26 protein-coding genes are annotated in these 26,546 nt (G+C 75.8%); 12 read left to right on the plus strand and 14 right to left on the minus strand.

All coding sequences use genetic code 11. The features are described from left to right. The first annotated feature begins 84 nt into the window (after positions 1-84). Positions 85-954, plus strand: coding sequence for a LuxR C-terminal-related transcriptional regulator (locus ACFCX4_RS02905; RefSeq protein ID WP_376138337.1), 870 nt, complete (start codon positions 85-87; stop codon positions 952-954). 49 nt (positions 955-1,003) lie between these two features. Here the strand turns inward: ACFCX4_RS02905 and ACFCX4_RS02910 are convergent, their stop codons facing one another. Genes ACFCX4_RS02910 through ACFCX4_RS02920 form a run of 3 tightly spaced genes read right to left on the minus strand, consistent with a single transcriptional unit; the run spans position 1,004 to position 3,808 of the window. After that, the gene (locus ACFCX4_RS02910) at positions 1,004-2,536 is read right to left on the minus strand and encodes an AMP-binding protein (protein WP_376138339.1); all 1,533 of its coding nucleotides are present in this window, start codon (positions 2,534-2,536) and stop codon (positions 1,004-1,006) included. Between the two features lie 52 nt (positions 2,537-2,588). Further along, a complete protein-coding gene (locus ACFCX4_RS02915; RefSeq protein WP_376138341.1) occupies positions 2,589-2,993 on the minus strand; it encodes a MerR family transcriptional regulator in 405 nt (134 codons plus the stop codon). Between the two features lie 29 nt (positions 2,994-3,022). Further along, positions 3,023-3,808 carry an SDR family NAD(P)-dependent oxidoreductase gene (locus ACFCX4_RS02920; protein ID WP_376138343.1) on the minus strand — a complete coding sequence of 262 codons (786 nt, stop codon included), beginning with the start codon at positions 3,806-3,808 and terminating at the stop codon, positions 3,023-3,025. Between the two features lie 362 nt (positions 3,809-4,170). Here ACFCX4_RS02920 and ACFCX4_RS02925 point away from each other — a divergent pair, with 362 nt between their 5' ends. Both ACFCX4_RS02925 and ACFCX4_RS02930 read left to right on the plus strand, forming a co-directional pair. Continuing rightward, positions 4,171-4,740, plus strand: coding sequence for a GNAT family N-acetyltransferase (locus ACFCX4_RS02925; protein ID WP_376138345.1), 570 nt, complete (start codon positions 4,171-4,173; stop codon positions 4,738-4,740). Positions 4,741-4,780: 40 nt separating this feature from the next. Then, entirely contained in the window at positions 4,781-5,173 is a 393-nt protein-coding gene (locus tag ACFCX4_RS02930; protein WP_376138347.1) for a VOC family protein, read from the plus strand. Positions 5,174-5,194: 21 nt separating this feature from the next. Here ACFCX4_RS02930 and ACFCX4_RS02935 read toward each other — a convergent pair whose 3' ends face one another. Next, positions 5,195-5,806: a maleylpyruvate isomerase N-terminal domain-containing protein gene (locus ACFCX4_RS02935; protein ID WP_376138349.1), complete on the minus strand. Its 612-nt coding sequence runs from the start codon at positions 5,804-5,806 to the stop codon at positions 5,195-5,197. A 142-nt stretch (positions 5,807-5,948) separates the two neighbouring features. On the opposite strand from ACFCX4_RS02935, the gene ACFCX4_RS02940 reads away from it, so the two are divergent. After that, positions 5,949-6,617 (plus strand): NAD(P)-dependent oxidoreductase, encoded by a 669-nt coding sequence (locus ACFCX4_RS02940; RefSeq protein ID WP_376138351.1) that lies wholly within the window; start codon positions 5,949-5,951, stop codon positions 6,615-6,617. Between the two features lie 84 nt (positions 6,618-6,701). On the opposite strand, the gene ACFCX4_RS02945 is transcribed toward ACFCX4_RS02940, so the two are convergent. After that, entirely contained in the window at positions 6,702-7,484 is a 783-nt protein-coding gene (locus ACFCX4_RS02945; protein WP_376138353.1) for a dioxygenase, read from the minus strand. Positions 7,485-7,616: 132 nt separating this feature from the next. On the opposite strand from ACFCX4_RS02945, the gene ACFCX4_RS02950 reads away from it, so the two are divergent. Continuing rightward, entirely contained in the window at positions 7,617-8,132 is a 516-nt protein-coding gene (locus ACFCX4_RS02950; RefSeq protein WP_376138355.1) for a MarR family winged helix-turn-helix transcriptional regulator, read from the plus strand. Positions 8,133-8,251: 119 nt separating this feature from the next. On the opposite strand, the gene ACFCX4_RS02955 is transcribed toward ACFCX4_RS02950, so the two are convergent. From ACFCX4_RS02955 to ACFCX4_RS02965, 3 genes are all read right to left on the minus strand, one after another. Continuing rightward, on the minus strand, positions 8,252-9,541 hold the full coding sequence (locus tag ACFCX4_RS02955; RefSeq protein ID WP_376138357.1) for an RNA polymerase sigma factor: 1,290 nt from the start codon (positions 9,539-9,541) through the stop codon (positions 8,252-8,254). A 52-nt stretch (positions 9,542-9,593) separates the two neighbouring features. Then, positions 9,594-9,968 carry a YciI family protein gene (locus ACFCX4_RS02960; RefSeq protein WP_376138359.1) on the minus strand — a complete coding sequence of 125 codons (375 nt, stop codon included), beginning with the start codon at positions 9,966-9,968 and terminating at the stop codon, positions 9,594-9,596. A 457-nt stretch (positions 9,969-10,425) separates the two neighbouring features. Continuing rightward, positions 10,426-11,553 carry a hypothetical protein gene (locus ACFCX4_RS02965; RefSeq protein ID WP_376138361.1) on the minus strand — a complete coding sequence of 376 codons (1,128 nt, stop codon included), beginning with the start codon at positions 11,551-11,553 and terminating at the stop codon, positions 10,426-10,428. Between the two features lie 87 nt (positions 11,554-11,640). Here ACFCX4_RS02965 and ACFCX4_RS02970 point away from each other — a divergent pair, with 87 nt between their 5' ends. Continuing rightward, entirely contained in the window at positions 11,641-12,153 is a 513-nt protein-coding gene (locus ACFCX4_RS02970) for a GNAT family N-acetyltransferase (RefSeq protein WP_376138363.1), read from the plus strand. A 79-nt stretch (positions 12,154-12,232) separates the two neighbouring features. Here the strand turns inward: ACFCX4_RS02970 and ACFCX4_RS02975 are convergent, their stop codons facing one another. Continuing rightward, entirely contained in the window at positions 12,233-13,291 is a 1,059-nt protein-coding gene (locus ACFCX4_RS02975) for a fatty acid desaturase family protein (protein WP_376138365.1), read from the minus strand. A 283-nt stretch (positions 13,292-13,574) separates the two neighbouring features. Between ACFCX4_RS02975 and ACFCX4_RS02980 the strand changes: the two genes are divergently transcribed. From ACFCX4_RS02980 to ACFCX4_RS02995, 4 genes are all read left to right on the plus strand, one after another. Further along, a complete protein-coding gene (locus ACFCX4_RS02980) occupies positions 13,575-15,200 on the plus strand; it encodes a DUF2079 domain-containing protein (RefSeq protein ID WP_376138367.1) in 1,626 nt (541 codons plus the stop codon). Between the two features lie 95 nt (positions 15,201-15,295). Further along, positions 15,296-15,766 carry a GntR family transcriptional regulator gene (locus ACFCX4_RS02985; protein WP_376138369.1) on the plus strand — a complete coding sequence of 157 codons (471 nt, stop codon included), beginning with the start codon at positions 15,296-15,298 and terminating at the stop codon, positions 15,764-15,766. Positions 15,767-15,784: 18 nt separating this feature from the next. Next, positions 15,785-16,786 (plus strand): ABC transporter ATP-binding protein, encoded by a 1,002-nt coding sequence (locus ACFCX4_RS02990; protein WP_376138371.1) that lies wholly within the window; start codon positions 15,785-15,787, stop codon positions 16,784-16,786. Next, positions 16,783-17,826, plus strand: coding sequence for a hypothetical protein (locus tag ACFCX4_RS02995; RefSeq protein ID WP_376138372.1), 1,044 nt, complete (start codon positions 16,783-16,785; stop codon positions 17,824-17,826). Before ACFCX4_RS02990 ends, ACFCX4_RS02995 begins: the two co-directional genes overlap by 4 nt. A 353-nt stretch (positions 17,827-18,179) precedes the next feature. Here the strand turns inward: ACFCX4_RS02995 and ACFCX4_RS03000 are convergent, their stop codons facing one another. Beyond that, a complete protein-coding gene (locus ACFCX4_RS03000) occupies positions 18,180-19,208 on the minus strand; it encodes a LacI family DNA-binding transcriptional regulator (protein WP_376138374.1) in 1,029 nt (342 codons plus the stop codon). Positions 19,209-19,954: 746 nt separating this feature from the next. Beyond that, positions 19,955-20,818: a MurR/RpiR family transcriptional regulator gene (locus ACFCX4_RS03005; protein ID WP_376138375.1), complete on the minus strand. Its 864-nt coding sequence runs from the start codon at positions 20,816-20,818 to the stop codon at positions 19,955-19,957. 120 nt (positions 20,819-20,938) lie between these two features. On the opposite strand from ACFCX4_RS03005, the gene ACFCX4_RS03010 reads away from it, so the two are divergent. Then, positions 20,939-21,787 (plus strand): EamA family transporter, encoded by an 849-nt coding sequence (locus ACFCX4_RS03010; RefSeq protein WP_376138376.1) that lies wholly within the window; start codon positions 20,939-20,941, stop codon positions 21,785-21,787. Between the two features lie 70 nt (positions 21,788-21,857). Here the strand turns inward: ACFCX4_RS03010 and ACFCX4_RS03015 are convergent, their stop codons facing one another. Next, the gene (locus tag ACFCX4_RS03015) at positions 21,858-22,628 is read right to left on the minus strand and encodes a GNAT family N-acetyltransferase (protein ID WP_376138378.1); all 771 of its coding nucleotides are present in this window, start codon (positions 22,626-22,628) and stop codon (positions 21,858-21,860) included. Between the two features lie 399 nt (positions 22,629-23,027). Between ACFCX4_RS03015 and ACFCX4_RS03020 the strand changes: the two genes are divergently transcribed. Beyond that, complete coding sequence (locus ACFCX4_RS03020; protein ID WP_376138379.1) at positions 23,028-23,489, plus strand: hypothetical protein; 462 nt, start codon at positions 23,028-23,030, stop codon at positions 23,487-23,489. 89 nt (positions 23,490-23,578) lie between these two features. Here the strand turns inward: ACFCX4_RS03020 and ACFCX4_RS03025 are convergent, their stop codons facing one another. Next, positions 23,579-24,703 carry a WD40/YVTN/BNR-like repeat-containing protein gene (locus ACFCX4_RS03025; protein WP_376138380.1) on the minus strand — a complete coding sequence of 375 codons (1,125 nt, stop codon included), beginning with the start codon at positions 24,701-24,703 and terminating at the stop codon, positions 23,579-23,581. Positions 24,704-24,909: 206 nt separating this feature from the next. After that, positions 24,910-26,382 (minus strand): dihydrolipoyl dehydrogenase family protein, encoded by a 1,473-nt coding sequence (locus ACFCX4_RS03030; protein WP_376138381.1) that lies wholly within the window; start codon positions 26,380-26,382, stop codon positions 24,910-24,912. Positions 26,383-26,546 lie beyond the last annotated feature (164 nt).

A 26,546-nucleotide genomic window follows, 5' to 3' on the forward strand; every position in this document is an offset into this window, starting at 1 on the left:
ATGAGCCGAACCTCCACGGGACACCCACGTCGAACACGTTCGCGCCCCCTCCCCACGATCGGGCACCCGTGTGACAATCGCGCGATGACGACCGCCCCGACCGGCGCGACCGCGCCGACCGTGCCGAAGAGCGGCGCCGAGGCCCCGGACGACCTCGCCGCCCGGGCCGCCGAGCTGGTCCGGGACGCCGTGCTCGGCGACCTCGCCCGCCGGGTGGTCGCCGACTGCGGCGCGGACGTCGGCCTGGTCGGCGTCCCCGGGGCGGCCGGACCGTGCCCCGGCGGCCCGGGGGCGGGGGACCGGCGCACGGGCGGCCGGGGTGCGGGCGGCGAGGGCATGGTGCTGCGGCACTGGGCCGGCACCCGGGCCGACCTGCTGCACGACCTCGCCGTCCCGGCCGGCACCGGCCTCGGCGGCCGGGCCCTGGTCGAACGGACGCCCAGCTGGGTGCCCGACTACCGCGCCGCCACCACCATCTCGCACCACTACGACGCCGCCGTCACCGCCGAGGACCTCTACGCGATGCTCACCGTGCCGCTGCTGCACGGCGGCGCGGTGCACGGCGTGGTGTACGCCTCGCTGCGGGCGGTGGTGCCCTTCGGGGACGTCCGGATCGCCGCCGTGAGCAGGCTCGCCGAGGCCGCCACCCGGGCCCTGTCCGGGGCCGCCGCCTGGTGCGGGACGCCGGGTCCCGCCGCCCCCGCCGCCGTCTCCGTCCCCGCCGCCGGCCGTGCCCCGGCGCGAAGACCGGCTCCGGCCGCGCCGCTCACCCGCCGCGAGCACGAGGTGCTCCGCTGGGCGGCGACCGGCCGGACCAACCCGGAGATCGCCGCCCGGCTCGGCCTCACCCGCAACACGGTGACCGGCTACCTGAAGAGCGCCATGCACAAGCTCGGCGTCCGCAACCGCACCGAACTCGCCCTCGCCGCCCGGGAGTGCGGCCTGCTCGACTGAGCGCCTTCCGCCGGACACCCCGGCGGCGGCCCGCGGCGGGAGACGGTCCTCAGTTGACCTTCCGCTCCCGCCCCGCCCAGTAGGGCTCGCGGAGCCGGAACTTCTGCAGCTTCCCGGTGGTGGTGCGCGGCAGCGCGTCCCGGAACTCCACCGAGGTGGGCGACTTGTAGCCGGCCAGCCGCTGCTTGCAGTGCGCGACGAGGTCCGCCTCGGTGGCCTCCGCCCCCGGCTTCAGCACCACCAGTGCCTTGACCGTCTCGCCCCACCGGGCGTCCGGCACGCCGATCACCGCGGCCTCGGCCACCGCCGGGTGGCCGTAGAGGCAGTCCTCCACCTCGATCGAGGAGACGTTCTCCCCGCCGCTGATGATGACGTCCTTCTTCCGGTCCGAGATGGTCAGGTAGCCGTCCGTCAGGGTGCCGCCGTCGCCGGTGTGGAACCAGCCGTCCCGCAGCGCCTCCGCGGTGGCCTCCGGCTGCCGCCAGTAGCCGTCCAGCACGACGTTGGAGCGGACCAGCACCTCGCCCTGCGGGTCCACCCGCACCTGGTTGCCGATCGCCGGTGCGCCCGCCTGCACCAGCTTCTCCGCCCGGCGCTCGGCCGGCAGTCCGTCCCACTCGGCGCGGCCGCGGTTGACCGTCACCACCGGCGAGGTCTCGGTCAGGCCGTAGATCTGCATGAACTCCCAGCCGAGTTCGGACTCCACCTGCTGCACCACCGAGGTCGGCGGCGGCGCGCCGGCCACCACCATCCGCACCCGGCCGCGGCCGGGCACCGGGCCGTCCAGGTCGGCCGCCGCGTCCAGCACCATCTGCACCACCGCGGGCGCGCCGCACAGGAAGGTCACCCCGTGCCGCTCGACCCGGCGCAGGATCTCCGCGCCGTCGACCTTCCGCAGCACCACGTGCTGCGCGCCCAGCCCGGTGAGTGAGAACGGCAGGCCCCAGCCGTTGGCGTGGAACATCGGCAGGGTGTGCAGATAGGTGTCCCGGTCGCTCGCCCCGAAGTGCAGGGCCATCAGTGTCGCGTTCAGCCAGAGGTTGCGGTGGGTGAGCTGAACGCCCTTGGGGCGGGCGGTGGTTCCGCTGGTGTAGTTGATGGTGGCGGTGTCGTTCTCGTCGATCGCGTACCGGCGCGGCGCGTGCTCGAAGTCGTACAGCAGCGCGTCGCTGTCCGCCCCGATGACGAACTTGTGCGGGGCGACCACCCCGGCGAGCGGTCCGGCCAGCTCCGGGTCGACCAGCAGCACCGAGGCGCCGCTCTGTTCGACGATGTACGACACCTCCTCGGCCCGCAGCCGGAAGTTCACCGGCACCAGCACCCGGCCGTGGCCGCTCACGCCGAACATCGAGGTCAGCAGGCGCGCCGAGTTCTGCGACACGACCGCCACCCGCTCGCCGGGCCCGACCCCGAGCCGGTCCAGTCCGGCCGCCTGCGCCCGGGCCAGTTCGGCCACCCGTCGGTACGTCAGATCGCCCCAGGACTCGGCCGGTTGAACCGGTTCGTCGACGATGCCGACCCGGTCGCCGTAGACCAGCTCGGCCCGGTCGAGGAAGTCCATCACGGAGAGTGGAATCTGCATGGCGCCCACTGTCCTCCGCCCGCGACTCCCCGCACACCCCCGATCGGGGGTGTCACCCGTACGGGCCCCCGCCCGCCTCCCCGGCAGGAGGGGCCTCCCGTTCCGCCCTCTCCCGCTCCGCCGCCGCGATCGCCGAGGCGAGCCGGTCCCGGGCCGCGGTCTGGGCGGCGATCCGGCGCTCCAGCACCGCCAGCCGGTCCCGGGCGATCCGCAGCGCGCCGGCCGACGGCGGCCCGAACGCGTCCCGGTCCAGGCACCCCAGGAACGGCCGGACGTCCTCCAGGGTGAACCCGGCCTCCAGCAGCGCGCGGATGTTGCGCACCCGCACCACCGCCGACTCCTCGTACGTCCGGTACCCGTTGGGCGCGCGCCCGGAGCCGATCAGCCCGGCCTGCTCGTAGTGCCGCAGCGCCCGGGCGGTCGTCCCGGTCACCCGTGCCAGCTCGCCGATCCGCACCCGCCGGCCCCGTCCTTCCGTGGCCGCGCTCAGCCGACCACGGCGCCCCCGTCCACCGGCAACACTACGCCGGTGACGAAGGAGGCCTCCGGCGAGGCGAGCTGTGCGACGGCCCAGGCGACCTCGGCGGCGTCCCCGATCCGCCCCAGCGGGGTGTGCGCCAGCTGCCAGGCGCGCAGGGCCGCCCGCCGCTCGGGGCCGATCCCGGCGTGACCGGCGATCGGCGTCTCGATCGGCCCCGGCGCCACCGCCACGACCCGGATGCCGAGCGGCGCCAGCTCCACCGCCCAGCTGCGGGTCAGCGAGTCCACCGCGGCCTTGCTCGCCGCGTAGGCCGAGTTGTGGGGCCAGCCGCGCTGTCCGACGGCGGTGCTGACGTTGACGACCACGCCCCGGCTCGCGGTGAGCGCGGGCAGCGCCGCCTGGGCCAGCAGCACGGGCGCCGTCAGATTGGTGGCCAGCAGCGCCCCGAGGCCCTCCGGGGTGTACCCGCCGAGTGTCGCGTGCGGGGCGATGCCCGCGTTGTTGACCAGCACGTCCAGCCGTCCGAACCGCTCCAGCGCCGCCCGGACGACGGTTCCGGGCCCGTCCGGCGCCGTCACGTCCGCCACCACCGGCACGATCCGCCCCGGCGCCCGCCGCGCCGTCCCGGCCAGCGGCTCGGCCCGCCGACCGACGGCCAGCACCCGCACGTGCGCCCCCCGGTCGGCGAAGGCGTGCGCGGTGGCCCGGCCGATCCCCGTCCCCGCGCCGGTGACCACCACCACCCGGAGCTCCCGTGCCGCCGCCCCGTCCGTCCATGTCGTCTCGCTCATGACGGCAACCCTCCGACCCTGCCGCCAGTGTCAAGGTCAAGCGGGGCGAACCGGACCGGATCCGCCCGGCGGCGAACAGGGCCTGCGGAGGAGGCGCGCGCCCCGCTCCGCTGCTAGGAAGAGGTGACGGCAGGACAACGTGCACGGGGGAGAGGAACACCGATGACCGACCACCGTTCCCGGAGCCTCCACGGCGCCTGCGGAGGCCTCGACGGCCTCCGCAGGCCGAGTGCTCCCTTCCACCGGTGGATGCCCGCCGGGCCGCCGCCCGCCCGGGCCCCGGCAGGCTGCACGCCGGTCCGCGTCGGGCACGCCGCCGTCCGGCCGGGCCCCGCCCCGCTCCGGGAGCGGAAGGACCTCACGTGACCGTCACCCCCGCCGGCGGCCCGCGCGCCGAGGGGCTGCTGCTGCGTCCCTTCCGGGCGCAGGACGCGCCCGCGCTCGTCGAGATCTACCGGGATCCGGCGCTGCGCCGCTTCACCCGGACTCCGGTGACCGACCTCGACGGCGCGGCCCGCTGGCTGGCGGTCCAGGACCGCGGCCGGGCGGACGGCACCCGGTACTCCTTCGCCGTGCTGGAGGGCGGGCTGCTGGTCGCCAACGTCGTGCTCAAGCTCGGCGGCCCTGGTGCCCCGGGTGCCGAGGTGGGCTACTGGACGGCCGCCGCCGCCCGCGGCCGGGGTGTGGCGCCGCGCGCCCTGGCCGCGCTCACCGACTGGGCGGCGGAGGCCTTCTGCGCCGCCGGTCCGGTCCGGCTGGACCTCTTCCACGAGGGCGACAACGAGGCCTCCTGCCGGGTCGCCGAGAAGGCCGGCTACCCGTTCGAGGCCCTCGTCCCGAGGCTCCCGCCGCAGTACCCCCTCGACGGCCACTGGCACAGCCGCCCGGCCGGCGGCGGCGGGCGGCGACCGGCGGGCGGCGCCGGCGGATAACGAGTGGACCGGGGCCGCGATCCGGGTCACAGTGACCCCCATGGCTTCTCTGGTACGACACGTGACGATCGACTGCGCCGACCCCTACGCGCTCGCCCGGTTCTGGGCCGAGGTGCTGGACGGCACCCTCGCCGAGGACGACCACCCGGGTGACCCGGAGGCCCAGGTCGAATCGGCCGGCGCCTCGCTGCTCTTCATCCGGGTGCCCGACGGCAAGACCGTCAAGAACCGCGTCCACCTGGACGTCCAGCCGCAGGACCGCACCCGGGACGAGGAGGTCGAGCGCCTCCTCGCCCTGGGTGCGGTGCTGTTCGAGGACCACCGCACCCCGGACGGCAAGGGCTGGGCGACCCTCACCGACATCGAGGGCAACGAGTTCTGCGTCGAGCGCAGCGCCGCCGAGCGGATCGCCACCGGGGCCGCCTCCGGCTGACGGTCCGCACCCGCCGGCCCGCTACCCGGCGACGGCCGCCCGCCAGGTCCACGAGGTCCTGCGGGGGCGGCCGTCGAGCTCCCCGCGGCCGGTGCACCACAGCAGCACGTCCGCCGGGCCGCCGGCCGGCGCGCCGGGGAAGAGCCGGGCCAGCGCCGCGGCGGCGAGCCGCTCCGGGGGCCGCCACTCCAGGCCGAGCCCGAGGGTGATGTCGTGGGTGTGCACCAGGGTCTCGGTGACACCCATCGCGGCGAAACCGGCCGGGTCGCACGGCCCGTGGTGCCAGGCACGCAGCTCCGGCGGCGCCGCGTCCAGGGCGGTGGCCAGCAGTCGGGCGCAGGCCGTGACGACCGTGAGCACCTCGGCCGGTCCGGCCCCCGGGGGCACGGTCAGGTCCAGCGGCAGGTAGCGGTCGGCGGGCCGGGCGGCCAGCTGGCCGGCGTAGGCGAGCAGGTCGTGGGCGATGTGGACGGCGGTCTCCCGGCAGCTCCACTCCAGCGGTCCGGCGGGCGCGTCCCAGCGGGCGGTGCCGCCCGCGGCGGCGGTGCCGGGGTCGGCCGCGGGTCCCAGGACGGCCGTCAGCTCGGCGAGCGCGGCCCGGACGTCGTCACCGTTCGGCGGGCGGTCAGTCATTCCCCCACCGTCCCACCCGCGCCCGCGTGTCCGCCAGGGTCCCGCCCGCCCCGGGTGCTACTGCTGGCTCCGGATCCCCGGACCCCGCGTCACGGCCCGCCCGGATCGCCACCCGACCCCCCGGAGAACAGGCAGGTACCCCATGGCCAGGATCGCCGTGTTCGGCGCCGGCGGCACCATCGGCAGCGCCGTCGTCGAGGAGGCCGCCGCGCGCGGCCACCGGGTGACGGCCGTCGTCCGCACCCCGTCCCGCCTCGACCCCGCCCGTTTCGCGGGCCGCCCGGGGGAGGTGTCCGTGGAGGCCGGCGACGTGCTCGCTCCGGCCGACGTGGCGCGGGTGGCCGCCGGGCAGGACGTCCTGGTGAGCGCCGTCGGCGGCGGGGACGGCGCGGGCCACCGGGCGCTGATCGAGCCGGCCGCCCGGGCACTGGTCGAGGGGTTGCGCGGGCTCGGCGGCGAGGCGCCCCGGCTGCTGGCGGTCGGCGGCGCGGGCAGCCTGGAGACCGCGCCCGGCGTACGGGTCTGGGACGCGCCGGGCCTGCCGGAGGCGGTGCTGCAGATCATGCACGCGCACGGTGACGCGCTGGACTACCTGCGGACGGTCGTGGACGTGCGCTGGACGGTGCTCAGCCCGGCCGCCCACATCGGCCCGGGACCGCGCACCGGGCGCTACCGGACCGGACTGGAGCAGCTGCTCACCGACGCCGAGGGGCAGAGCCGGATCTCGGTGCCGGACTACGCGGTCGCGCTCGTCGACGAGATCGAGCAGCCCGAGCACATCGGCGAGCGCTTCACCTGCTGCGCGCTCTGAGGGCGGTCCGCCCCCGCGGACCCGGCCCCTTCCCGCCCGGGCCGGCCGGCCCCCGCGCCGGTCGGCCCCGTCCCGGCCGGGGTGTCAGCCGATCTGGATCGAGCGCTTCGCCAGTCCCATCCAGAACCCGTCGATCACCGTCCGCTGGCCGTCCAGCTCGTCCGCGCCCGCGCCGAGGGTGACGAACAGCGGGGCGAAGTGCTCGGTGCGCGGGTGGGCGAGCCGGCCGGCCGGGGCCTTCCGCTCGAAGTCGAGCAGCGCGTCGAGGTCCTGGGCGGCGAGGGCACGCCGGCCCCAGTCGTCGAACTCGGCCATCACCGAGGTGACCCCGCCGTCGCGGCTGAGCGCCCGCAGGTTGTGGGTGAAGAAGCCGCTGCCGACGATCAGCACGCCCTCGTCGCGCAGCGGGGCGAGCCGGCGGCCGATCTCCAGCAGCCGCTGCGGGTCCAGGGTCGGCATGGAGACCTGGAGCACCGGGATGTCCGCCTCCGGGAACATCTCCACCAGCGGCACGTAGGCGCCGTGGTCGAGCCCGCGGTCCGGGATGTCCTGGACGGGCGTGCCGGGGGCGCGCAGCAGCTTGCGCACGCGCTCGGCGAGCTCCGGTGCGCCGGGGGCGGCGTACCGGACGCCGTAGTAGTGCTCGGGGAAGCCCCAGAAGTCGTAGACCAGCGGCACGGTGGTGACGGCGCCGAGCGCGAGCGGGGCCTCCTCCCAGTGCGCGGAGACCATCAGGATCGCCCGGGGGCGGGGCAGGTCGGCGGACCAGGCGGCCAGTTCGCCGGGCCAGACCGGGTCGTCGGCGAGCGGCGGCGCGCCGTGCGACAGGTAGAGGGCGGGCATGCGCTCGGGTGCGGTGGTGCTCATTGCGGCTCTTCTCCTCCGGCCCTCGGTGGTGGTTTCCCCACGGACGAGTACGGGCTAGTAGTTCAAATTTGAACTCTCGCGTTCGACGGTACACCGTCCTTCGAATTTGAACAATAGGAGTACGATCACCCCATGCCCTCCACCTCGTCCGCACCTTCGGCGCCCCCCTCCGCCGCCTCCCCGCACGAGCCCCAGTGGCTCGACGAGGAGGAGATGGCCGCCTGGCGGAGCTTCGTCACCGCGAGCAACCTCCTCAACCGCCGCCTGGAACGCCAGCTCAAGGAGGATTCGGGACTCTCCCACACCCAGTACGAGATCCTCGTCCACCTCTCCGCCGCCCCCGGTGGCTCGCTGCGCATGACCGAGCTGGCGGACCGCCTGGTCACCTCCAAGAGCGGTCTGACCTACCAGGTCACCCAGCTGGAGAAGATGGGCCTGGTCGGCCGCCGCTCCTGTCCGAGCGACGTGCGCGGCGTCTTCGCCGAGCTCACCGAGGAGGGCGGCGAGATGCTGCGCGACGCGGCCCCCGGCCACGTCGCGCTGGTCCGCGAACTGCTCATCGACGTGCTCACCCGGGAGCAGCTCGCCGTCCTCGCCGACGGCCTCGGTCACGTCAGCGCGCGGCTGCGCCTCGACGACGCCCTCTGAGCGGGCCTCCCGGAGCCCTCCACCCCCCTCGAACAGCCCCCTCGAACGCCCCCTCGAACCCCCGCCGGAGTTCCCGGACCCCCTCGGACCCCCTCCGGGCTCCTCGAAGCTTCCGGCCCTCAGCCCTCGTCCGCCGGGGCTGCTGCCGCCTCGGCCGTGCCGGCCCTGGCGAGCAGCAGCCCCCGTTCCCGGGCGTTGCGGGTCAGCGCCGCCGCCCGCTCGAACTCCGCCCGCGCCTCGGCCCCCCGCCCCAGCCGGACCAGCAGGTCCCCCCGGACGCTGGGCAGCAGGTGGTAGCCGCTCAGCGCCGGCTCCCGGGCCAGCGCGTCCACCACCTCCAGCGCCACCGCCGGACCCTCGGCCATCGACAGCGCCACGGCCCGGTTCAGCTCCACCACCGGGGACGGCGTCAGCGCCATCAGCCGGCCGTAGAGCGCGGCGATGGCGGCCCAGTCGGTGTCCTCGTACCGCGCGGCCCGGGCGTGGCAGGCGGCGATCGCGGCCTGCACCGCGTAGGGGCCGGTGCCCGCCCGCTCCAGGGCGGCCAGCCCGCGCCGGATCAGCAGCCGGTCCCAACGGGCGCGGTTCTGGTCGGCCAGCAGCACGGGGGCGCCGTCCGGCCCGGTGCGGGCGGCCGTGCGGGAGGCCTGGAGCTCCAGCAGCGCCGCGAGCCCGTGCGTCTCCGGCTCCCCGGGCATCAGCGCGGCCAGCAGCCGGGCGAGCCGCAGCGCGTCCTCGCACAGCGCGGGCCGCAGCAGGTCGCCCCCGGCGGTGGCGGAGTAGCCCTCGTTGAAGATCAGGTAGACGACCTCCAGCACCGAGGAGAGCCGGGCCGCCCGCTCCGCGCCGTACGGGACCTCGAACGGTGTCCCGGCCTGCGCCAGCGCCCGTTTGGCGCGGACGATCCGCTGGGCGACGGTCGGCTCGGGGGCCAGGAAGGCCCGGGCGATCTCCGGGGTGGTCAGCCCGCCGAGCAGCCGCAGGGTCAGCGCGATCCTGGCCGGCGCCGACAGCACCGGGTGGCAGACGGTGAAGATCAGCCGCAGCAGGTCGTCGTCGATGTCCTCCGGCCCGGACGGCTCCGGGGGCGGGACGTCCTCCAGGGTCCGCCCGACCTCGGCGAGCTTGCGGGCGTACGTCTCGCGGCGGCGGACCAGGTCGATCGCGCGGTGCTTGGCGGTGGCCATGAGCCAGGCGCCCGGACGGTCCGGGACGCCCGACTCCGGCCACTGCTCCAGGGCGGCGACCAGCGCGTCCTGCGCCAGTTCCTCGGCGATGCCGATGTCTCGCACGATGCGGGTGACGCCCGCGACGATCCGGGCGGACTCGATCCGGAACACCGCCTCGACCGTGGTGGCCGTCCCGGCCGTACGGTCCGGCTCCACCGCGTCAGCGCTGCGCTCCGTCACGGTCACCCATCAGAGCAGCCGCCGCCCGGCGGGGCAAACGCCCGCCAGGCGGTCACGCCTCCGGCGGTGCGGCGGCCTCGTCGATCTGGCGCAGTTCCGCGCCGACCGTCCAGCTCGCCGGGTGGGTCTCCAGGAAGCGGCGGGTCCACTCCAGGGCCTCCGCCTTGTCCTTGCACTGGAGCAGGGCGTAGCCGCCGACGACCTCCTTGGTCTCGGTGAACGGGCCGTCGGTCCAGCTCACCCTGCCGCCCTCCCAGAGCAGCCGGGTGCCCTCCTTGGTGGGCAGCAGCCCGGCGGTGTCCAGCATCACCCCGGCCTTGGTGATCTCCGCGAACAGCGCACCCATCCGGTCCTCGAAGCCGGGGTCCGGCTCGAACCGGGTGGCGTTCTCCTCGTCGATGCGGATCAGCGTCATGAAGCGCGGCATGGTGGCTCACTCCTCGTCGGTGCGGACGGGGCCCGTCCCCGCCTCTCACCCCTGCGTCGAACGGCCGGCGGCCGTTTCGACAGTCGCCCGGAGAATTCTTTCGGCAGTTCTCCGGCCCGGCCACCGGAGGAGCGCCGGGCCCCGGCCGGCCTCCCGGGTCGGACCGGCGCCGCGGGGAACCGCAGGGCCCCGCCCGGCCCCGGTCCGCGCCCGGACCGGGCGGCCGTCGTCGTCACCCACCGCTCCGGCACGGCCTGCCCCGACAGCGGTCGGGTCGCCGACCGGCCGATCGCGCTCGGCCGCACCGGCGTCCGCAAGGACCGCGAGGGCGTCCGGGACCGGGCCGGCGCGGGTCTCCCGGTCGGGACCGCCTGACTCCCGGTCCGGCCGGACGGGCCGCCGGACCGGCCGGGGAGGGGCGGCACGCGGGGAGCACCCCTCCCGCCGGTGCGGCGCGTCAGCGGCTCTGCTGCAGACCGGTGTTCTTGGCCGGCCGCAGCTCGGCCGCCAGGGGCTCCGCCTTGGCCCGCTTCACCGCCAGCGCGCGCGCCAGGTCGAACGCGGCCACCGGGTCCTCCTGCCCGGTCCAGGGGTGCGCCCCGCACCACGGGCCGATCGCCCGGAACTGCTCCAGCGCGACGTCGTAGGACTCCACCTCGCCGGCGAAGTGCGCCAACAGGTGCCGCAGCTGCGGCAGGTGCTCGTCGTCCGGCCGGACCTGCCGCAGCTGGGCGGCGAGGTTCTCGATCCGCCACTTCGTCCGGTCGGCGGCCAGCGTGGACGCGATGCCCTTGCGGCTCTCCAGCTCCGCGAGCGCGTGCAGGTAGATCCCGCCCAGCGGACTCCCGGGCGGAGCCGCGTCCATGGCGCGCTCGGCGAAGGCCATCATCTCCTTGTTCGAGCCGAACCACTTCTCGCACCAGTACTGCATGGCCTGCCAGTGGCCCTGGTAGTGGTAGAAGGCGCGCCCGGCCAGCTCGTCCCAGGCCTCCCGGAACTGCTCCGGCGTGAACTGCGCGCCGCGCGCCGCCGTCACGATCACCACCCAGGGGCCCGGGTTCGCCGGGTCCAGCAGGGCGGCCCGGCGGGCCGCCTCGACGGCGGCCGGCAGCAGGGCGACGAACTGCTCGATCGCCTCGTCGCCGACCTCGTGCCGGTAGCCGGAGCCGCGCACCTCCCACGCGCGGTGCACCATCAGCTTGGCCTCCAGGGTGGCGGCGTCGCAGTTGCCCGGCTCGGCGGCGCGCCAGGCGGTCAGCCAGCCGTCGCCCTCCTCGGCGATCGCGCCGAGCAGCTCCAGCCGCGACCAGCGCTCGTCCCAGTGGTCCCCGGGCTCGGCGGCGTACGCGGCGGCCGGCCGCCAGTCCCCGGCCCAGGCCGCCTCGGCGACCGCCTGCGAGCGCTGCCGCCGCTCCAGCGGGCCCGGCGGTCCGGGCCGGGTCGGATCGAGGCGCTCACGGGGAGGCATGCCGTACGCGGCCGGGTCGAAGCCGTCGCGGGCCCAGGCCAGGTGGCGACGGCGGCGGACGATCCGGTAGACGATGTAGACCACGACGGCGAGGACGAAGATCGACAGACGTATCACGACGGCGAATCATCCCTGCTGGGAAGGCCACGCGCAAAGCCGAACCCGACTCGCCGGGAACGGCGTTCCGTGGCAGGATCCGCTCCTATGGGGACGATTCTGCACGGCGCGCACGTCACGCTCCGCCCGGCCACCGCGGACGACATCCCGGCCCTGGTGGCGATCCGCCGGACCCCCGAGGTCTACGCCCGCTGGCGGGGCGGTGACGACCTCGTCGACACCGTCACCACCGAGATCGAGAAGCCCGACACCGAGATCCTCGCGGTCGAGGCCGGGGGCCGGGTCATCGGTGCCGTCCAGTGGTACGCCGACAACAGCGACGAGTACCGGCACGCCGGCATCGACATCTACCTCGACCCCGCCCGGCACGGCCGCGGCCTCGGCTCCGACGCCGTCCGCACCCTGGCCCGCCACCTGGTCGACCACCACCACTACCACCGGCTGGTGATCGACCCGGCGGCCGACAACGCCCCGGCGATCCGCTGCTACGAGAAGGTCGGCTTCCGCCCCATCGGGGTGATGCGCCAGTACGAGCGGGGCTCGGACGGCACCTGGCACGACAACCTCCTGATGGACCTGCTCGCCGCCGAACTGACCTGACGCCCCGGGGGGTTCGTCCCCGGGGCGTCGGATCGGTCCGGCGTGCGGTGACCGGCCTTCCGTGCCCGGTGCCCGGCGGTCAGTGGTCCGCGCGCAGTGGCTCGCCGGTGCGGTGCAGGTGGGTGACGATCTCCCGGTAGGAGCGCAGCAGTCCGGTCTCGTAGTACGGGATGCCCTTCTCCGCGCAGAACCGGCGGGTGATCCGGGCGGCGCGGGGGAGCGCCGGGGTCGGCATGCTGGGGAAGAGGTGGTGCTCCACCTGGTAGTTGAGGCCGCCCATCATGAGGTCGAGCACGGGGTTGCCGCGGACGTTGCGCGAGGTCAGCACCTGGCGGCGGAGGAAGTCCAGCCGCATCTCCGGCGTCACCATCAGCATGCCCTTGTGGTTCGGCGCGAAGACGCAGCCCAGGTAGACGCCGAGCAGGGCCTGGTGGACGGCGAGGAAGGCGACCGCCTTGCCGGCCGGGAGCGCGGCGAACACGACGCCGAAGTAGGCCGCGAAGTGCAGGACGAGCAGGGCGCCCTCCAGCCGGGGCCGCTTCAGGTACGGGCTGCGCAGCGCGCGGAAGCTGTTGAAGCTGAGGTTGAGGCCCTCCAGGAACAGCAGCGGGAGGAACAGGTACGCCTGCCGCCGGCCGATGAACCGGGCAACCCCGCGCGCCTGCCGGGCCTGCTGCCGCGACCACACCACGATGTCCGGGGCGACGTCCGGGTCCCGGCCCTCGTGGTTGGGGTTGGCGTGGTGGCGGGTGTGCTTGTTCATCCACCAGCCGTAGCTCATGCCCATCAGCAGGTTGGCGACGATCCGCCCGCCGGTCTCGCTGCTCCGCCGTCCGGCGAAGACCTGACGGTGTGCCAGATCGTGGGCCAGGAGGCCGAGGTGGGCGAAGACGGCGGACATCGCGGCGGCCAGGGCGAGCTGCAGCCAGGTGTCACCCAGGGCGAACAGGGCGTACCAGCCGGCGGCGAACGCCGCGAGGGTGAGCCCGAAGCGGACCGTGTAGTAGCCGGGGCGGCGGTCGAGCAGCCCCTCCTCGGCGATCCGGCAGGTGAGCTGGGCGAAGTCGCTGCCGTCCGGGTCGCGGCGCTGCAGGGTGGCCGTGGCCGGGGGCGCGAGGGTGGTGGGCTCTGGGCTCATGGTGGAAAGTCTGCTGATCGGAGCGGCTGCGGAGAATCAGAGAAACCCCCTTTCCGTTAGGGGGGTTGACCCCCGCATCCGGGGCGGGGAAGCCCCCGGCACGACGGCGGGAGGGCCCGTTCCGGGGCGCTGCCCGGGGCCGGGCGGGCCCGTTCCGGAGCGCCGTCCGGGCGGCGGGTCTGCGCGATCGGGCAGCCGTTCGGCCCGGGCGGGGTTGACGGCCCGGACCGGCTCCACCACCCTTTCACTAATTCAATAGTGAAAGGGTGGTTTCTTGATGTGGATGCTCCGCAGGAAGGTGCTCCGCTCGCTCCACCGGCCCTGGGTCCTGCCCTGGGGGCTGGCCGGACTGTTCGCCGTGCTCTACGCCTGCGTCGCCCTCAACCGGCACCGGCGCATCCTGACCCAGGCCTACGACCTGGGCATCTTCGAGCAGGCCGTGCGCGCCTACGCGCAGGGTGAGGCGCCGGTCGTGCTGCTCAAGGCTCCCGGCTACCACCTGCTCGGGGACCACTTCCACCCGCTGCTCGTCACCCTCGCCCCGCTGTACCGCGCGTTCCCGGCCGCCGCCACCCTGCTCGTCGCGCAGGCGGTGCTGATGGCGCTGGCCGTGGTGCCGCTCGCCCGCTGGGCCCACGAGGTCGGCGGCCGGCGGCTGGCCCTCGTCGTCGGATGCCTGACCGGAGCGTCCTGGGGGATCGTCGAGGCGGTGGCCGACGACTTCCACGAGATCGCCTTCGCCGTGCCGCTGCTGGCCTTCGCGGCCACCGCGCTGGGGCGGCGACGGCCGGTCGCGGCGGTGCTCTGGGCGCTGCCGCTGGTGCTGGTGAAGGAGGACCTCGGGCTGACCGTGACCGTCGTCGGCCTGCTGGTCCTCCTGCGGGCCCCGCGCACGCGCAGGACGCGCGCGCTGGGCCTCGGCACGGCGGTGTTCGGGCTCGCCGCGACGGCGCTGACCGTGCTGGTGGTGCTGCCGTCGTTCAACCCCGGTGGCACCTTCGACTACTGGGGGCAGATGGGGGGCGGGGAGGCCGGGGGGCCGCCGTGGGCCGCGGCGGTCCGGGTGGTCTGGCCGCCGCTGAAGTGGCTGCTGCTCGGGCTGGCCGCCGCGACCGCCGGGTTCCTGGGGCTGCGTTCGCCGCTGGCGCTGCTCTGCGTGCCGACCCTCGGCTGGCGGCTGATCGCGGACAACCCGCACTACTGGGGGGTGGGTTACCACTACAGCGCGGTGCTGATGCCGCTGCTGGTGGCGGCTCTGGTGGACGCCCTGGACCGGACCGGTGCCTTCGCCCGGAGCACGGCCGCCCGGAGCGCCGCCGCCGCGCGGGCCGGGGTCCTCGTGGGCGCCGGGGTGGCCGCGGGGGCCGCGGCCGTCGACGGGTCCGTGGCGCCGGGCGGCGCGCCTCCGCCGGACGGTCCTCCTGCCCCGGACGGCGGCCCTGCCCCGGGCGGTGCGACGTCACCGGGCGGTGCCGCCGTACCGGATCCGACCGCCGTACGCCGGGCCCGCCGCGCCCTGGCGGTCGCCGGCCTGGTGGCCGTCGTGACGCTGCCGGTGTACCCGCTGCACGAGCTCGCGGCTCCGGGCGCCTGGGGGACCTCGCCCCGTCTCACGGCGACCAGGGCGATGCTCGACCGGATACCCGACGGCGCCACCGTGGCCGCCTCCAACCGGCTCGCCGCCCAGCTGGCCGGGCGGACCACGGTCGGTCTGGTCTGCCGCGAGCCGTCGCCGCCGGCCGACCGGGAGCGGGGCGGGCCCCAGTGGGTCGCCGTCGATCTGGCGGACCCGAGCGTGAAGGCGCCGTGCGCGATCGCCGACACCCGGCGGATGCTCGACCGCTACGAACTGCTGGGCTACCGGCGGGTCGTGGACGACGGTGACCTCCGCCTGCTCCACCGTCCGTAGTCCCCGCTCCGCGCCCCGCCCCGGGGTCCGACTTGACCGACGAGCCGTGGTCCGCCACGATTCCACTAATGAACTAGTGAAAGGGTGATGGCGGTGTGATCGAGTACCGCATCGAGCGGCGCAGCGGCGTCTCCACCTATCAGCAGATCGTTCAGCAGACCAAGCAGGCGTTGCGGCTGGGCGTGCTGCAGCCGGGGGACAAGCTGCCGACCGCGCGGGAGGTGGTCGAGCAGACCGCGATCAACCCCAACACCGTGCTGAAGGCCTACCGCGAACTGGAGCGCGAGGGACTGGTCGAGCCCCGCCCGGGCCTCGGCACCTTCGTCCGCCGTTCGCTGGCCCGGCCCGGGGCCGCCGCCGACGGGCCGCTGCGCGCGGGCCTGGTGGCCTGGGTCGACGAAGCCCGCGGGGCCGGGCTGGACCAGGAGGACATCGGCGCGCTGATGGCCTCCGTCCTGGAGCAGCGATTCGAGACCGGCGTCGGTGCGGCCGCCGGAAGCACCGGTGCCGCCGCGGCACCGCGGTCGTCCACCGGGCCGGCGGATCCGCCGACCGGTTCGAACTAGGGAGGGTGGGGGGACCGCATGACAGACACGACACCGCCGTCGGCCGGCGCGACACCGGCCGGGGAGCGTCCGGCGGTCGAGGCCGTGGGGCTGGGCAAGGCCTATCCGGGTGACGAGTGGGCGCTGCGCGACTGCCACTTCACCGTTCCGGCGGGACGGATCTGCGGGATCGTCGGCGCCAACGGGGCCGGCAAGAGCACCCTGCTCACCCTGGCCGCCCGCCTCACCGGGCCCACCGAGGGCGAACTGCGGGTGTTCGGCGAGGCGGTGGGGACGGAGCGGACCCGCGCCCGGGTCGCCTACGTCGCCCAGCAGAAGCCGCTCTACCCCTCGTTCACGGTGGCGGAGACCCTGCGCCTCGGGCGCGAGCTCAACCCCGGATGGGACGAGGCGATCGCCCGGAGCATCATCGACAAGGGAGAGTTGAACCCCCGGGCACGCGTCGGCTCGCTCTCCGGCGGCCAGCGCACCCAGGTGGCGCTCGCCCTCGCCCTCGGCAAGCGCGCCGACCTGCTCCTGCTCGACGAACCGATGGCGGACCTCGACCCGCTCGCCCGGCACGACGTGATGGGCATGCTGATGGCCGAGGCCGCCGAACGCGGCACCACGATCGTCGTCTCCTCGCACGTCCTGCCCGAACTCGACGGCGTCATCGACCACGTCCTGCTGCTCCAGGCGGGCCGGATCCGGCTGGCCGGGGACCTCGACGACCTCCTCGACGGCCACCGGGTCGTCACCGGTGTCGCCGGCCGGGCGCCGCTCCCCGCGGGCGAGGCGGTCGAGCAGCGGGTCCGGGGCCGTCAGCTCACCGCACTGCTGCGCACCGGCACCCCGGTGAAGGGCCCGTGGGAGTCGGCCCGCCCGACCCTGGAGGAACTGCTCCTCGGCTACCTCCGGGCCGGGGCCCCCGGCCGTGCCCTCCCGCACGCCGTCCCCTCCGCTCCTGCCGCCGCCTTCGCCCCTGTTGCTCCCGCCGCCCCTGCCGTCCACGCCGACCACGACCCCGAGGCCGCCGTATGAGCACCAGCACCCTGACCGGCCCGGACGCTCCGGTTCCCGCTCCCTCGTCCGCCACCGCTCCCGCCCGCACCCGGAGCGCCCGCCGGCCGCGCGGGGTGCTGTGGCTGGCGCTGCGCCAGAGCCGGGTCCCGCTGCGCAACCTGGCCGTCCTCGCCCTGCTCGCCGCCGTCGCCCTGGTCGTCCTGCACGTCCTCCTCCGGGACCGGCTCGAACTCCTCCGGCAGACCGGCTGCTACACCCCGCAGGCCTGGTCCGAGCCCGACTGCTGGATGCGCTACACGCAGGTGTCGGTCCTGAGCGACGCCTTCACGAACGTCGCGCAGCCGGCCCTCACCTTCGCCCCGGTGCTGATCGGCATGTTCGTGGGCGGCCCGCTGCTCGCCCAGGAGCACGAACGCGGCACGCTGCGGCTGGTGCTGGCGCAGTCCGTCTCCCCGGGCCGCTGGCTGACGGCCCGGCTGGCGGTGTTCGCCGTGGCCGTCGTGCCGGTCTCGGTCGTGCTGGCCGCGCTGACCAGCTGGGTGTGGTGGTCGGACATCCTGGACGAACCCGGGGCCTTCGACCCGCCGTTCCAGGGGTTCACCTATCCCGTGATCGGCGTGGTTCCGGTCGGCTGGTGGCTGTTCGCCCTGGTGCTCGGCACCCTGGTCGGCCAGGTGGTGCGGCACACCGTCCCCGCCGTGGTGGTGAGCGGTGCGCTGATCGGCCTCACCCACGGGGCGATGTCCGTGATCCGGCCGTACTTCTGGCCGGTGGTCGAGGAGGAGCAGCCCTACAGCACGGTGCTGAACGGCTTCGTCAAACCCGTCAACTCCTGGCTGGTGGACAACGGGGTGGTGCTGGCGGACGGGCGCCGGCTGGGGCACTCCGACTGCCTCTCGGAGGCCGACGGCTGCCTGACGGCGCCGACCGCCTGGGGCGAGTACCACCCGCCCGCGCACCTCGTGCCGATCCAGCTCGTCGAGACCGGACTGCTGCTCCTGCTCACCGCAGGCCTGACGTTCCTCCTCTTCCGCCGATTCACCCGGGCCGGGGTCTGACCGAGACCGACCGACCGGGCACCTGACCGGGCTCTGCCCACCCGGTAGGCACCGGGACCGGGACAAGCGCCGTCCCGGTCCCGGAGCCGCCCGCTTCCGGGGCCGTCCGATCGCAGAGCCGTCCGGTCCAGAGCCCTCCGGCCGCAGGGCCGTCCGATTCCGGCCCTGCGCACCCGGGTCGCCGTCGCCCGCCACTTCGCCGACCGGGCACCGGAGTCCCGCGCCGCCCCGGCCGCCTGCGACGGCACCCCGCGCACCCGGCGGCTGGAGGAGCCGCCGGTCGGCCCGACCGGGCCGCGCGCGCCCGCTGCACCACGGGGAGGCGGCCGCAGGGCGGCCCGGCCGGCAGCGCCTCAGGCCCCGCCGCAGCCGCAGGAGCGGCGGACCACCATCCGGGCCGGGAACATCCGGGCCCCGGTGGACGGCGCGGAATCCCCGCCCGTGCGCGCGCCCAGCACCAGGTCGACGGCGGCGCGCGCCATCTCCTCCTGGGCCGTGGCCACGCTGGTCAGTGACGGTCCGGCGATCACCGCCTCGGCGATGTCGTCGAACCCGGCCACCGCGAGGTCCTCCGGCACCCGGATGCCCAGGTCGTCGGCGGCCCGCAGCAGTCCGATCGCCTGGTCGTCCGTCGTGCAGAACACGGCGGACGGCCGGTCGGCGCGCGACAGCAGCGCGAGCGCCTCCCGGTGCGCCCGCACGCGGTCGAACGGCGCCTGCGTCAGCCGGCCCTCGGTGGACAGTCCCGCCTCGGCGAGCGCGGCGGCCCACCCGGCGGTGCGGACGGTCACCGGGTCGCTCGGGCTGAGCGAGAAGGTCCCGCCGAAGCAGTGCACCTCGGCGTGCCCGTGGCCGAGCAGATGCCGCACGACCTCCCGGGCACCGCCCTCGTCGTCCGCGACCACGGCGATGCCGTGCTCCGTCTCGGCGCGGTGGTGCAGCAGGACGACCGGCGTCCCGTCGGGGGAGTCCGCACCCGCGACACCGGGGACGGACGGGTCCTGGGTCACCAGGATCAGACCGTCCACCTGCATGCCGAGGAAGGCGCGGACGTAGTGGGCCTCGCGCTCGTCGGCGTAGTCGGAGTTGCCGATCAGCACGAGCTTGCCGCGCTCGGCGGCCGCCCGCTCCACGGTGTGCGCGAGCTCGGCGAAGAAGGGCTGACGGGCGTCCGGCACGACCATGCCGAGGAGGTCGCTGCGCCGCCGCGCCATCGCCTGCGCGACCCGGTTCGGCCGGTACCCCAGCTCCTCGACGGCGGCGAGGACCCGAGCCCGCGTCGCCGCCGCCACCGGACGCGGTCCGTCGTTGATCACATAACTCACGACCGCGGTCGACGTCCCCGCCACCCTCGCCACGTCGTCCCGCGTCACCCTTGCCATGCCCGCGAGCCTACACACCGCCACTGACCGGCCCCGCAGCCATTTCACCGGCTGGACAGCCACCACCGCGCAGCCCCGGGCCCCGGGCCGGGCACGACCGCGACGACGCCCCGGTGCCCGTCGTCCCCGAGGCGCTGCCCCCGGTCTCCCTGCCCGGGCTCCTCCGGGCCTTCCCCCGATCCCGGCTCCGCGCACCCCTTCCGGGCCGCCCTCTCCGTGGCCGCCCGTCCACGGGACCGACCGGGCCCGTCCGTCTGCGCGGGGATCGCACGGCACGGGCGCGCCGGCGGACCCACCGCCCGCCGCGGCCCGCCGTACCGGGCGCGGCTTCGTCCGCCTCGGCACCGTCACCGCCACCGCCCCGCCGTCCGGCTCCGCGCCTGAGCGGCTGTCGGCCGCTCCGGTCCGGGAGCCGGAGCGGAACCCGGTGCCCCGGAGTGCCGGGCGCGTCCCGTTCGGCGGCCCGGCCGGGGGCAGGCCGGCGGGTTCTCGCACGCCTGAGTCGTGGCCGGTCGCGACCCCGATGCACATGGCCGCGCAGGCGCAGGCGCCGCCGAGGCCGGGGTCGTTCACGCCGTCGCCGACGGGCCAGGAGCCCTCCCCGGTGTGACCGACGAACAGCGCGGGAGCGTCCCCGTTCGCCGCCGTCCACCCGGCGACGGTTCCGAGGCCCGGACGGAACCCGGCGTTCTCGAAGGGCCGCTGGAGCGACGTGAAGGCCTCGTGCACGGGCGGCTCCGGACCCGTCAGTACGTGTGGTCGGCGGTGACGTCCGCGGAGAGCCGCAGGGCGCGCTCGGCCGGCTCGCCGCGGAGGGTGAGGAGGGTGAGCGTCAGCGCGTCGAGCACGGTCAGGTGGGCGATCCGGCTGGCGGTGGTCTCCAGGCCGAAGACGAGGTCCTGGCCGCCGGCGACCAGCGTGTGGTCGGCGGTGCCGGTGAGCGGTGAGCGGGCGTAGCTGGTGAGGGCGATGACGGTGGCGCCGTTGTCGCGGGCGTGCCGGGCGGCGTCGACCACGGTGCGGGTCGCGCCGGTGTGGCTGATGGCCAGGCAGGCGGCGGTGGGGGGCAGTTGGGCGGCGGCCAGCTGGGCGGTGGTCGGGTCGGCGGACGAGTCCGTCCGGACGCCCAGGGCGCGCAGCCGGTACGCGGCGTCCAGGACCACCGCGCCGGAGAGGCCCGCGCCGAGGACCAGGACCTGGTCGGCGTCGTTCAGCGCCTCGGCCGCCGCCCGCAGTCCGTCGGGGGTCAGCGTCGTGGCGATCCCGTCGAGCGCCTCGCGGGCGGCGCGGACGGTGTCGGAGAGCGCGCGGGCCGCCGGGTCGCGGGTGTCGGCCGGGTCGGGCGCGGGGGCCGGGGCCTGCCGGACGGCGGCGATCTTCAGCTCCTGGTAGCCCCGGAAGCCGAGCCGCTGGCAGGCGCGGACCACCGAGGAGGGCGCCGTCCCGGCCAGCTCGGCGACGTCGCTCACGCTGAGGCCGACCAGGTCGGCGCCGCGGGCGAGGAGCACCTCGGCGACCCGCGCCTCGCTGCCGCGCAGCTCGCCGAGCCGTGCGCGGAGGTGTGCGGCCAGCTGGGACTCCAGCGGAGAGAATTCGGAACGCTCTTCCATGAATCCAGTGTACCGTGGAATTCGATTCCGAGGCCGGCGCGCTGCCGGCCCGTCGGACACCCGTGGCCGCCCCGCCGGCCGGGAGGTGTCCGGCGCCGTTCGAAGGAGGGGAGCACCGCCATGTCCGCCGCCGTTCCCGTGGCCGTCCTGACCGCCGCCGTGCTGCACGCGGTCTGGAACGGGCTGGCGCACCGGATCCAGGACAAGCTGGTCGGCTTCGCCCTGATCAACCTCGCGTACACCGCCTGCGCGGTGGTGCTGGTGCTGCTCTTCCCGTTCCCGGCGGCCGGGGCCTGGCCGTACCTGCTCGCCTCCGTGGCGATGCAGGTGGCCTCCCAGCTGCTCCTCCTCCGCGCCTACCAGCTGGGGGACTTCGGGCAGATGTACCCGATCGCGCGCGGCTCGGCGCCGGTGCTGGTGGCGGTGCTGTCGGTGACCCTGCTCGGCGAGACGCCCGGGGTGGGGGAACTGCTCGGCGTGGCCGTGATCTCGTGCGGGCTGGTCGGGCTGGCCCTCGCGCACGGCGTGCCGGGCCGGGCGCAGCTGCCGGCGCTCGCGGCGGCCGCCGGTACCGGGGTGATGATCGCCGCGTACACCGTCTCGGACGGCGGAGGTGTCCGGCAGGCGGGGACGGTCGGCGGCTACGTCGCCTGGCTCTTCCTGCTCCAGGGCCCGGTCCTGGCGCTGATCGCCCGGGCGCGCCGGGGGCGGGGCCTGCTGGCCGGTGCCGGTCCGGCGGTGCCGTTCGGGCTGGCCGGCGGGGTGCTGTCGCTGGCCGCCTACGGGCTGGTGGTCTGGGCGCAGTCCCGGGGGAACCTCGCCACTGTCGCGGCGCTGCGCGAGACCAGCATCGTGGTTGCCGCGCTGATCGCCACCGTGGTCTTCCGGGAGCGCCTGGGGCGGTTGCGGATGGCGGCGAGCGCGACGGTGCTGGCCGGCATAGCCGTCCTGGAGCTGGCCCACCCCTGAGGGCCGGCTCCGGGACGGCACGACCGGTGCCGCACGCGACGGCTGCCGTCCGGACCGGTGCGGCTGCGGCTCAGGGGACGATGACGGTCAGGGACGTGCCCGTCACCGTGAAACCCATCTCCTCGTACAGCCGGCGGGCCCGGTTGCCCTCGGTCACGGCGAGTCCGACGGCGGCGGCGCCTGAGGCGGCGACGGCGGCGACCGCGCGGCGCAGCACGTCGCGGCCGAGACCGGGGTAGCCGCGTGCCGGGTCGCGGAACACGTGGGCGATCCAGGGCAGGCCGTCCCAGTCGGTGAGGACGGCGCCGGCCACCACCCGGTCGGTGCCGTCGACAACCAGCGTGCTGGACGGCAGCACCGGTCCTATGATCTGCCCGGCGAGGAGTTCGGCGAGCCGCTGAGTCCCGGTCTGCTCGTCGTCGTCCGGCCGGTGGTCAGGGTGCCCGGGACCGAAGGCGGTGAGCGAGGCCGGGGCCAGTTCCTTGGCGTCGCGGTCGCAGGGGACGGCACGCAGGCCGTCCCGCAGCGGCGTCCGGGCCCATGCCTCCCAGCCCTCGGCGGGAGGCGCGTCGGTGAGTTCGCGGCGCATGGTGTGGCCGTGGCGCAGCACGGTGGAGCCCTGCCGCACCAGCTCCTGGCCGAGTTCGACCGGCCCGGAGACCACCCAACCCGCCAGCTCCGTCCGCACGTACGCGGCCTGGGCGGCGAGGTCGGCGCGCGGGTCGACCACCTCCAGCCGGTCGGCCCAGGGGCGGCCCTCCCGCTCCCCGCGCTCGTAGCGCACGACGGCGACGCCGTCGGCCCCGTAGCCGTACTGCCGGTCGGTCTGCGTTTCCGTCACGCCGTTCGTCCGATCCTCGCGAGTCGGCCCGCCCCTCGGCACGCCCTTGCCCGCCATGCTCGGTGAACGATCCGTTCCGATCAACCCGTCGGCCGACGCGGTCGGTCCGGCAGATCCGCTCGGCCCGGCGGATCCGCTCTATCCGGCCGTCCCGGCCGGTAGGCCGCCCGCGGTCACGGGGCCGCACCTGCACGAGCCGGGGGGCGGGCGCCCGGGGCGGCGCGGCGCGGCTGACCCGGGGCGGTCCGCCCCCCGGGCTCCGGCCCCGCCCTCCCGGGACCGCCGTGCCCGACGCCACGGCCTTCCCGCCGTCCGCACCCACGCAGGGTTGCCCCGCCCCGCTCCGGAGCGGGGGTTCCCGGCCGGGAAGTGTCGGTGGCGGCGCCTACCGTGCGGGGCATGAGCGTTCCCGAGGTCATCCCGATCGCGTACGAGCCCGGCTACCGCACCGACACGATCGGCCGCTGCCGCGGCGGCCAGTTCTTCGCCTCCGTCACCTACGCCGTGCCGGAGGCGGCGGAGGGACGGGCGGAGCAGGCGGACCGGCGCTGCTTCGCGGTGCTGCACCGCTTCGACGAGGCCGGGCGCCACCTCGGCTCCCGGATCGAGGCGGTGCCGGGCGTGTTCGGCGGCGAGGCCGTGACGGCCGCGGAGGCGCTGTTGCGGCGCTGGCTGGACGCCCTGCCGGAGCGGGAGTTCGGGGACATCGCGATCGCGCCCTTCGCCGTGCGCACCGAGGGCTGCCGCTTCGGCCTGGTCGTCGAGCGGCACGGCGAGGGCGCGGAGCAGGACGACTGGGCCGAGTTCTACCCCGACGGCCTCGGCTTCTCCGCCCCCTGGGACGGCGACTACGACACCTGAGCCCGGCTCCGGGCCGGCGGCCGCGTCGACGGCCGGGCCGCCCGGCCCGGCCCCGCGCCCCACCGCGTCGTGCCGGGCCCCGCGCCGTGTCAGTCCGCGATGACGGCCGCCCGGACGCACAGTACGTCCGGCAGGTGGGAGACCAGCAACGACCAGTGCTCGCCCGCGTCGTGGCTCCCGTAGACGTCGCCGGTCCGGTTGCCGAAGTAGATGCCGGCCGGTTCGAGGTCGTCGGTGCGCAGCGCGTCGCGCAGCACGATGCCGTAGTGGTCCTCGCCCGGCAGGCCGTCGGCGAGCGCCTGCCAGCTGTCACCGGCGTCCGTGGTCCGGAAGATCCGGCAGCGGCGGCCGGGCGGGATCCGGTCGTCGGCGCCGCCGAGCGGGAACACGTACGCGGTGTCGGCGCGGCGCGGGTGGGCGGCGATCGCGAAGCCGAAGTCGGCGGGCAGCCCGTCGGCGATCGGGCGCCAGCTCGCGCCGCCGTCGTCGCTGCGGTACACGCCGCCGTGGTTCTGCAGGTAGAGCCGGTCCGGGTTCACTGCGTCCGGGGCGATCTTGTGCACGCACTGGCCGAACTCGGGGTACTGGCTCTCCTCCGGCAGGAACTCGGCCCGCAGGCCGGAGTTGGACGGTTCCCAGCTCGCGCCGCCGTCCTTGCTGCGGTACACGCCCCCGCTGGAGACGGCGACCAGCAGCCGCTGCGGGTCGCGCGGGTCGGCGAGGATCGTGTGCAGGCCCTGGCCGCCGTAGCCGGCGCCCCACTCGGTGCGCTGCGGGTGGTTCCAGAGCGATTCGACCAGGGTGAAGGACTCGCCGCCGTCCTCGGAACGGAACAGCGCGGCGGGCTCGGTGCCCGCGTAGACCACGCCGGGGGCCTCGGGACCGGCCGGCTGGAGCTGCCAGACCCGGGTGAGCGAGGCGCCGGTGTGCTCGGGGAAGCGGACGGCCGGGGTGGACGGTTCGGACCAGGTGGCGCCGAGGTCGTCCGAGTGCCAGACGGACGGCCCCCAGTGGCTGCTGTCCGCGCCCACCAGCAGCCGGACGCTCCCGTCGCCGCGGGGCTGCCCGTCCGCGTGGTTCCGGCGGTCGATCGCGACGGAGTAGATCGCGTTCATCCGGAAGTGCGGACCGCTGAACTCCCATGTGAGCCGGTCACGACTGCGTCCGAGAAAGAGGCCCTTCTCGGTTCCGACGGCCAACAGCACCTCGGTCATTGCCACACACCACCTGGTCGGCGAAACGGCCCCCGCCGGACACCCTCCCCGGCCCAGTGTCCCGCCGTCGCGCGCCCGTCACATCTCGCCGCGCCGCACGGGGCTGCGCCGCACCGAGCCGCGCTGCACCGGGCGGAGGCGAGCGGGCCGGGGCGGATCACCCGACCCACCCCGGCACCCCGAGCCCCGTTGCCCGGCCGCACCGCTCAGCCCCGGCAGCCCTCCAGCAGCCGCAGCCACACCTCGCTGATCGTCGGGTACGCGGGCACCGCGTGCCAGAGCCGGTCGATCGGCACCTCGCCGACCACCGCGACGGTCGCCGAGTGCAGGAGCTCGGAGACGCCCGGCCCGACGAACGCCGCGCCGACCAGCACCTTCCGGTCCAGGTCGAAGACCACCCGGGCCCGGCCCTTGTAGTCGTCGCCGTAGAGCGAGGCACCGGCCACGGCGCCGAGGTCGTGGTCGATCGTCCTGACCCGCAGGCCGGCCCGCTCGGCGGCGTCGGCGGTCAGGCCGACGGCCGCGACCTCCGGGTGGGTGAAGACCACCTGCGGAGCGCCCGCGCTGTCGGCGGACGCGGCGTGCGCGCCCCAGCGCGTGGTGTCCAGCGGGCGCCCCTCGGCGCGCGCGACGATCGCGGCGCCGGTGATCCGGGCCTGGTACTTGCCCTGATGGGTGAGCAGCGCCCGGTGGTTGACGTCTCCGGCCGCGTACAGCCAGCCGCCGTCGACGCCGAGGACGGTGCAGCTGTCGTCCACGTCGAGCCATGTGCCGGCGTGCAGGCCGACCTGCTCCAGGCCGACGTCCGCGGTGCGGGGGGCCCGCCCGGTGGCGTACAGCACCTCGTCCACGGTCAGCCGCTCGCCGTCGCCGAGGACCAGCGTCACCTCGGAGGGTCCGCCGTCCGCGGCGTCCCCGGGCGTCCGCTCCAGCGAGGCGGCCTCGGTGCCGAAGCGGACGTCCACCCCGGCGGCCCGCAGTCCGTCCGCGACCAGCTCGCCGGCGAACGGCTCCATCCGGGGCAGCAGTGCGCCGCCGCGGACCAGCAGCGTCACCTGCGAGCCGAGCGCCCGCCAGGCGGTGGCCAGCTCCACGCCGACCACGCCGCCGCCGACCACCGCCAGCCGCCCGGGGACGGTGGGCGAGCCGGTGGCCTCCCGGTTGGTCCAGGGGCGCGCGTCGGCCAGCCCGGGGACGCCCTGCGGCAGCACCGCACGGCTGCCCGTGCAGATCGCGACGGCGTGCCGCGCGACCAGCAGCCGCTCGCCGCCGTCCTCCGCCTCGACCGTCACCTGCCGTTCGCCGACCAGCCGGCCGTGACCCCGGACCAGGTCGATGCCGGTGTCGCGCAGCCACTGGACCTGGCCGTCGTCCTTCCAGTGCGAGGTGAACGAGTCGCGCCGGGCGAGCACCGCGGCCGCGTCCAGCGCCCCGCCGCCGACGGCCTCCCGGGAGCCGGCCACCGCGCGGGCGTCGGCGAGCGCGGCCACCGGGCGCAGCAGCGCCTTGCTCGGCATGCAGGCCCAGTAGGAGCACTCGCCGCCGACCAGTTCGCTCTCCACGATCACGGTGCGCAGCCCGGCGGCGGCCGTCCGGTCGGCGACGTTCTCGCCGGTCGGGCCGGCGCCGATCACGATGACGTCGTACTCCTCGGGGGCGGTGGACTGGGGAGAGGTCATGCGTGTTCCTCCGTGCTCGCGCGGGTGTGCCGTGGTGCTTGCGGCACGTGGTGCTGTCGGGTCGTGGTGCCGGCGGGCCGCGGTGCCGTGGCTCCGCGGTGTCCTGCCCCATCCTCCGCCGGGCCGTCCGCCCGGCGCAGCCGAACACGCGGGCGAACGCCGTT

Origin of the sequence: Kitasatospora sp. NPDC056327 (genome assembly GCF_042261735.1) — a bacterium.
Lineage (GTDB): Bacteria > Actinomycetota > Actinomycetes > Streptomycetales > Streptomycetaceae > Kitasatospora.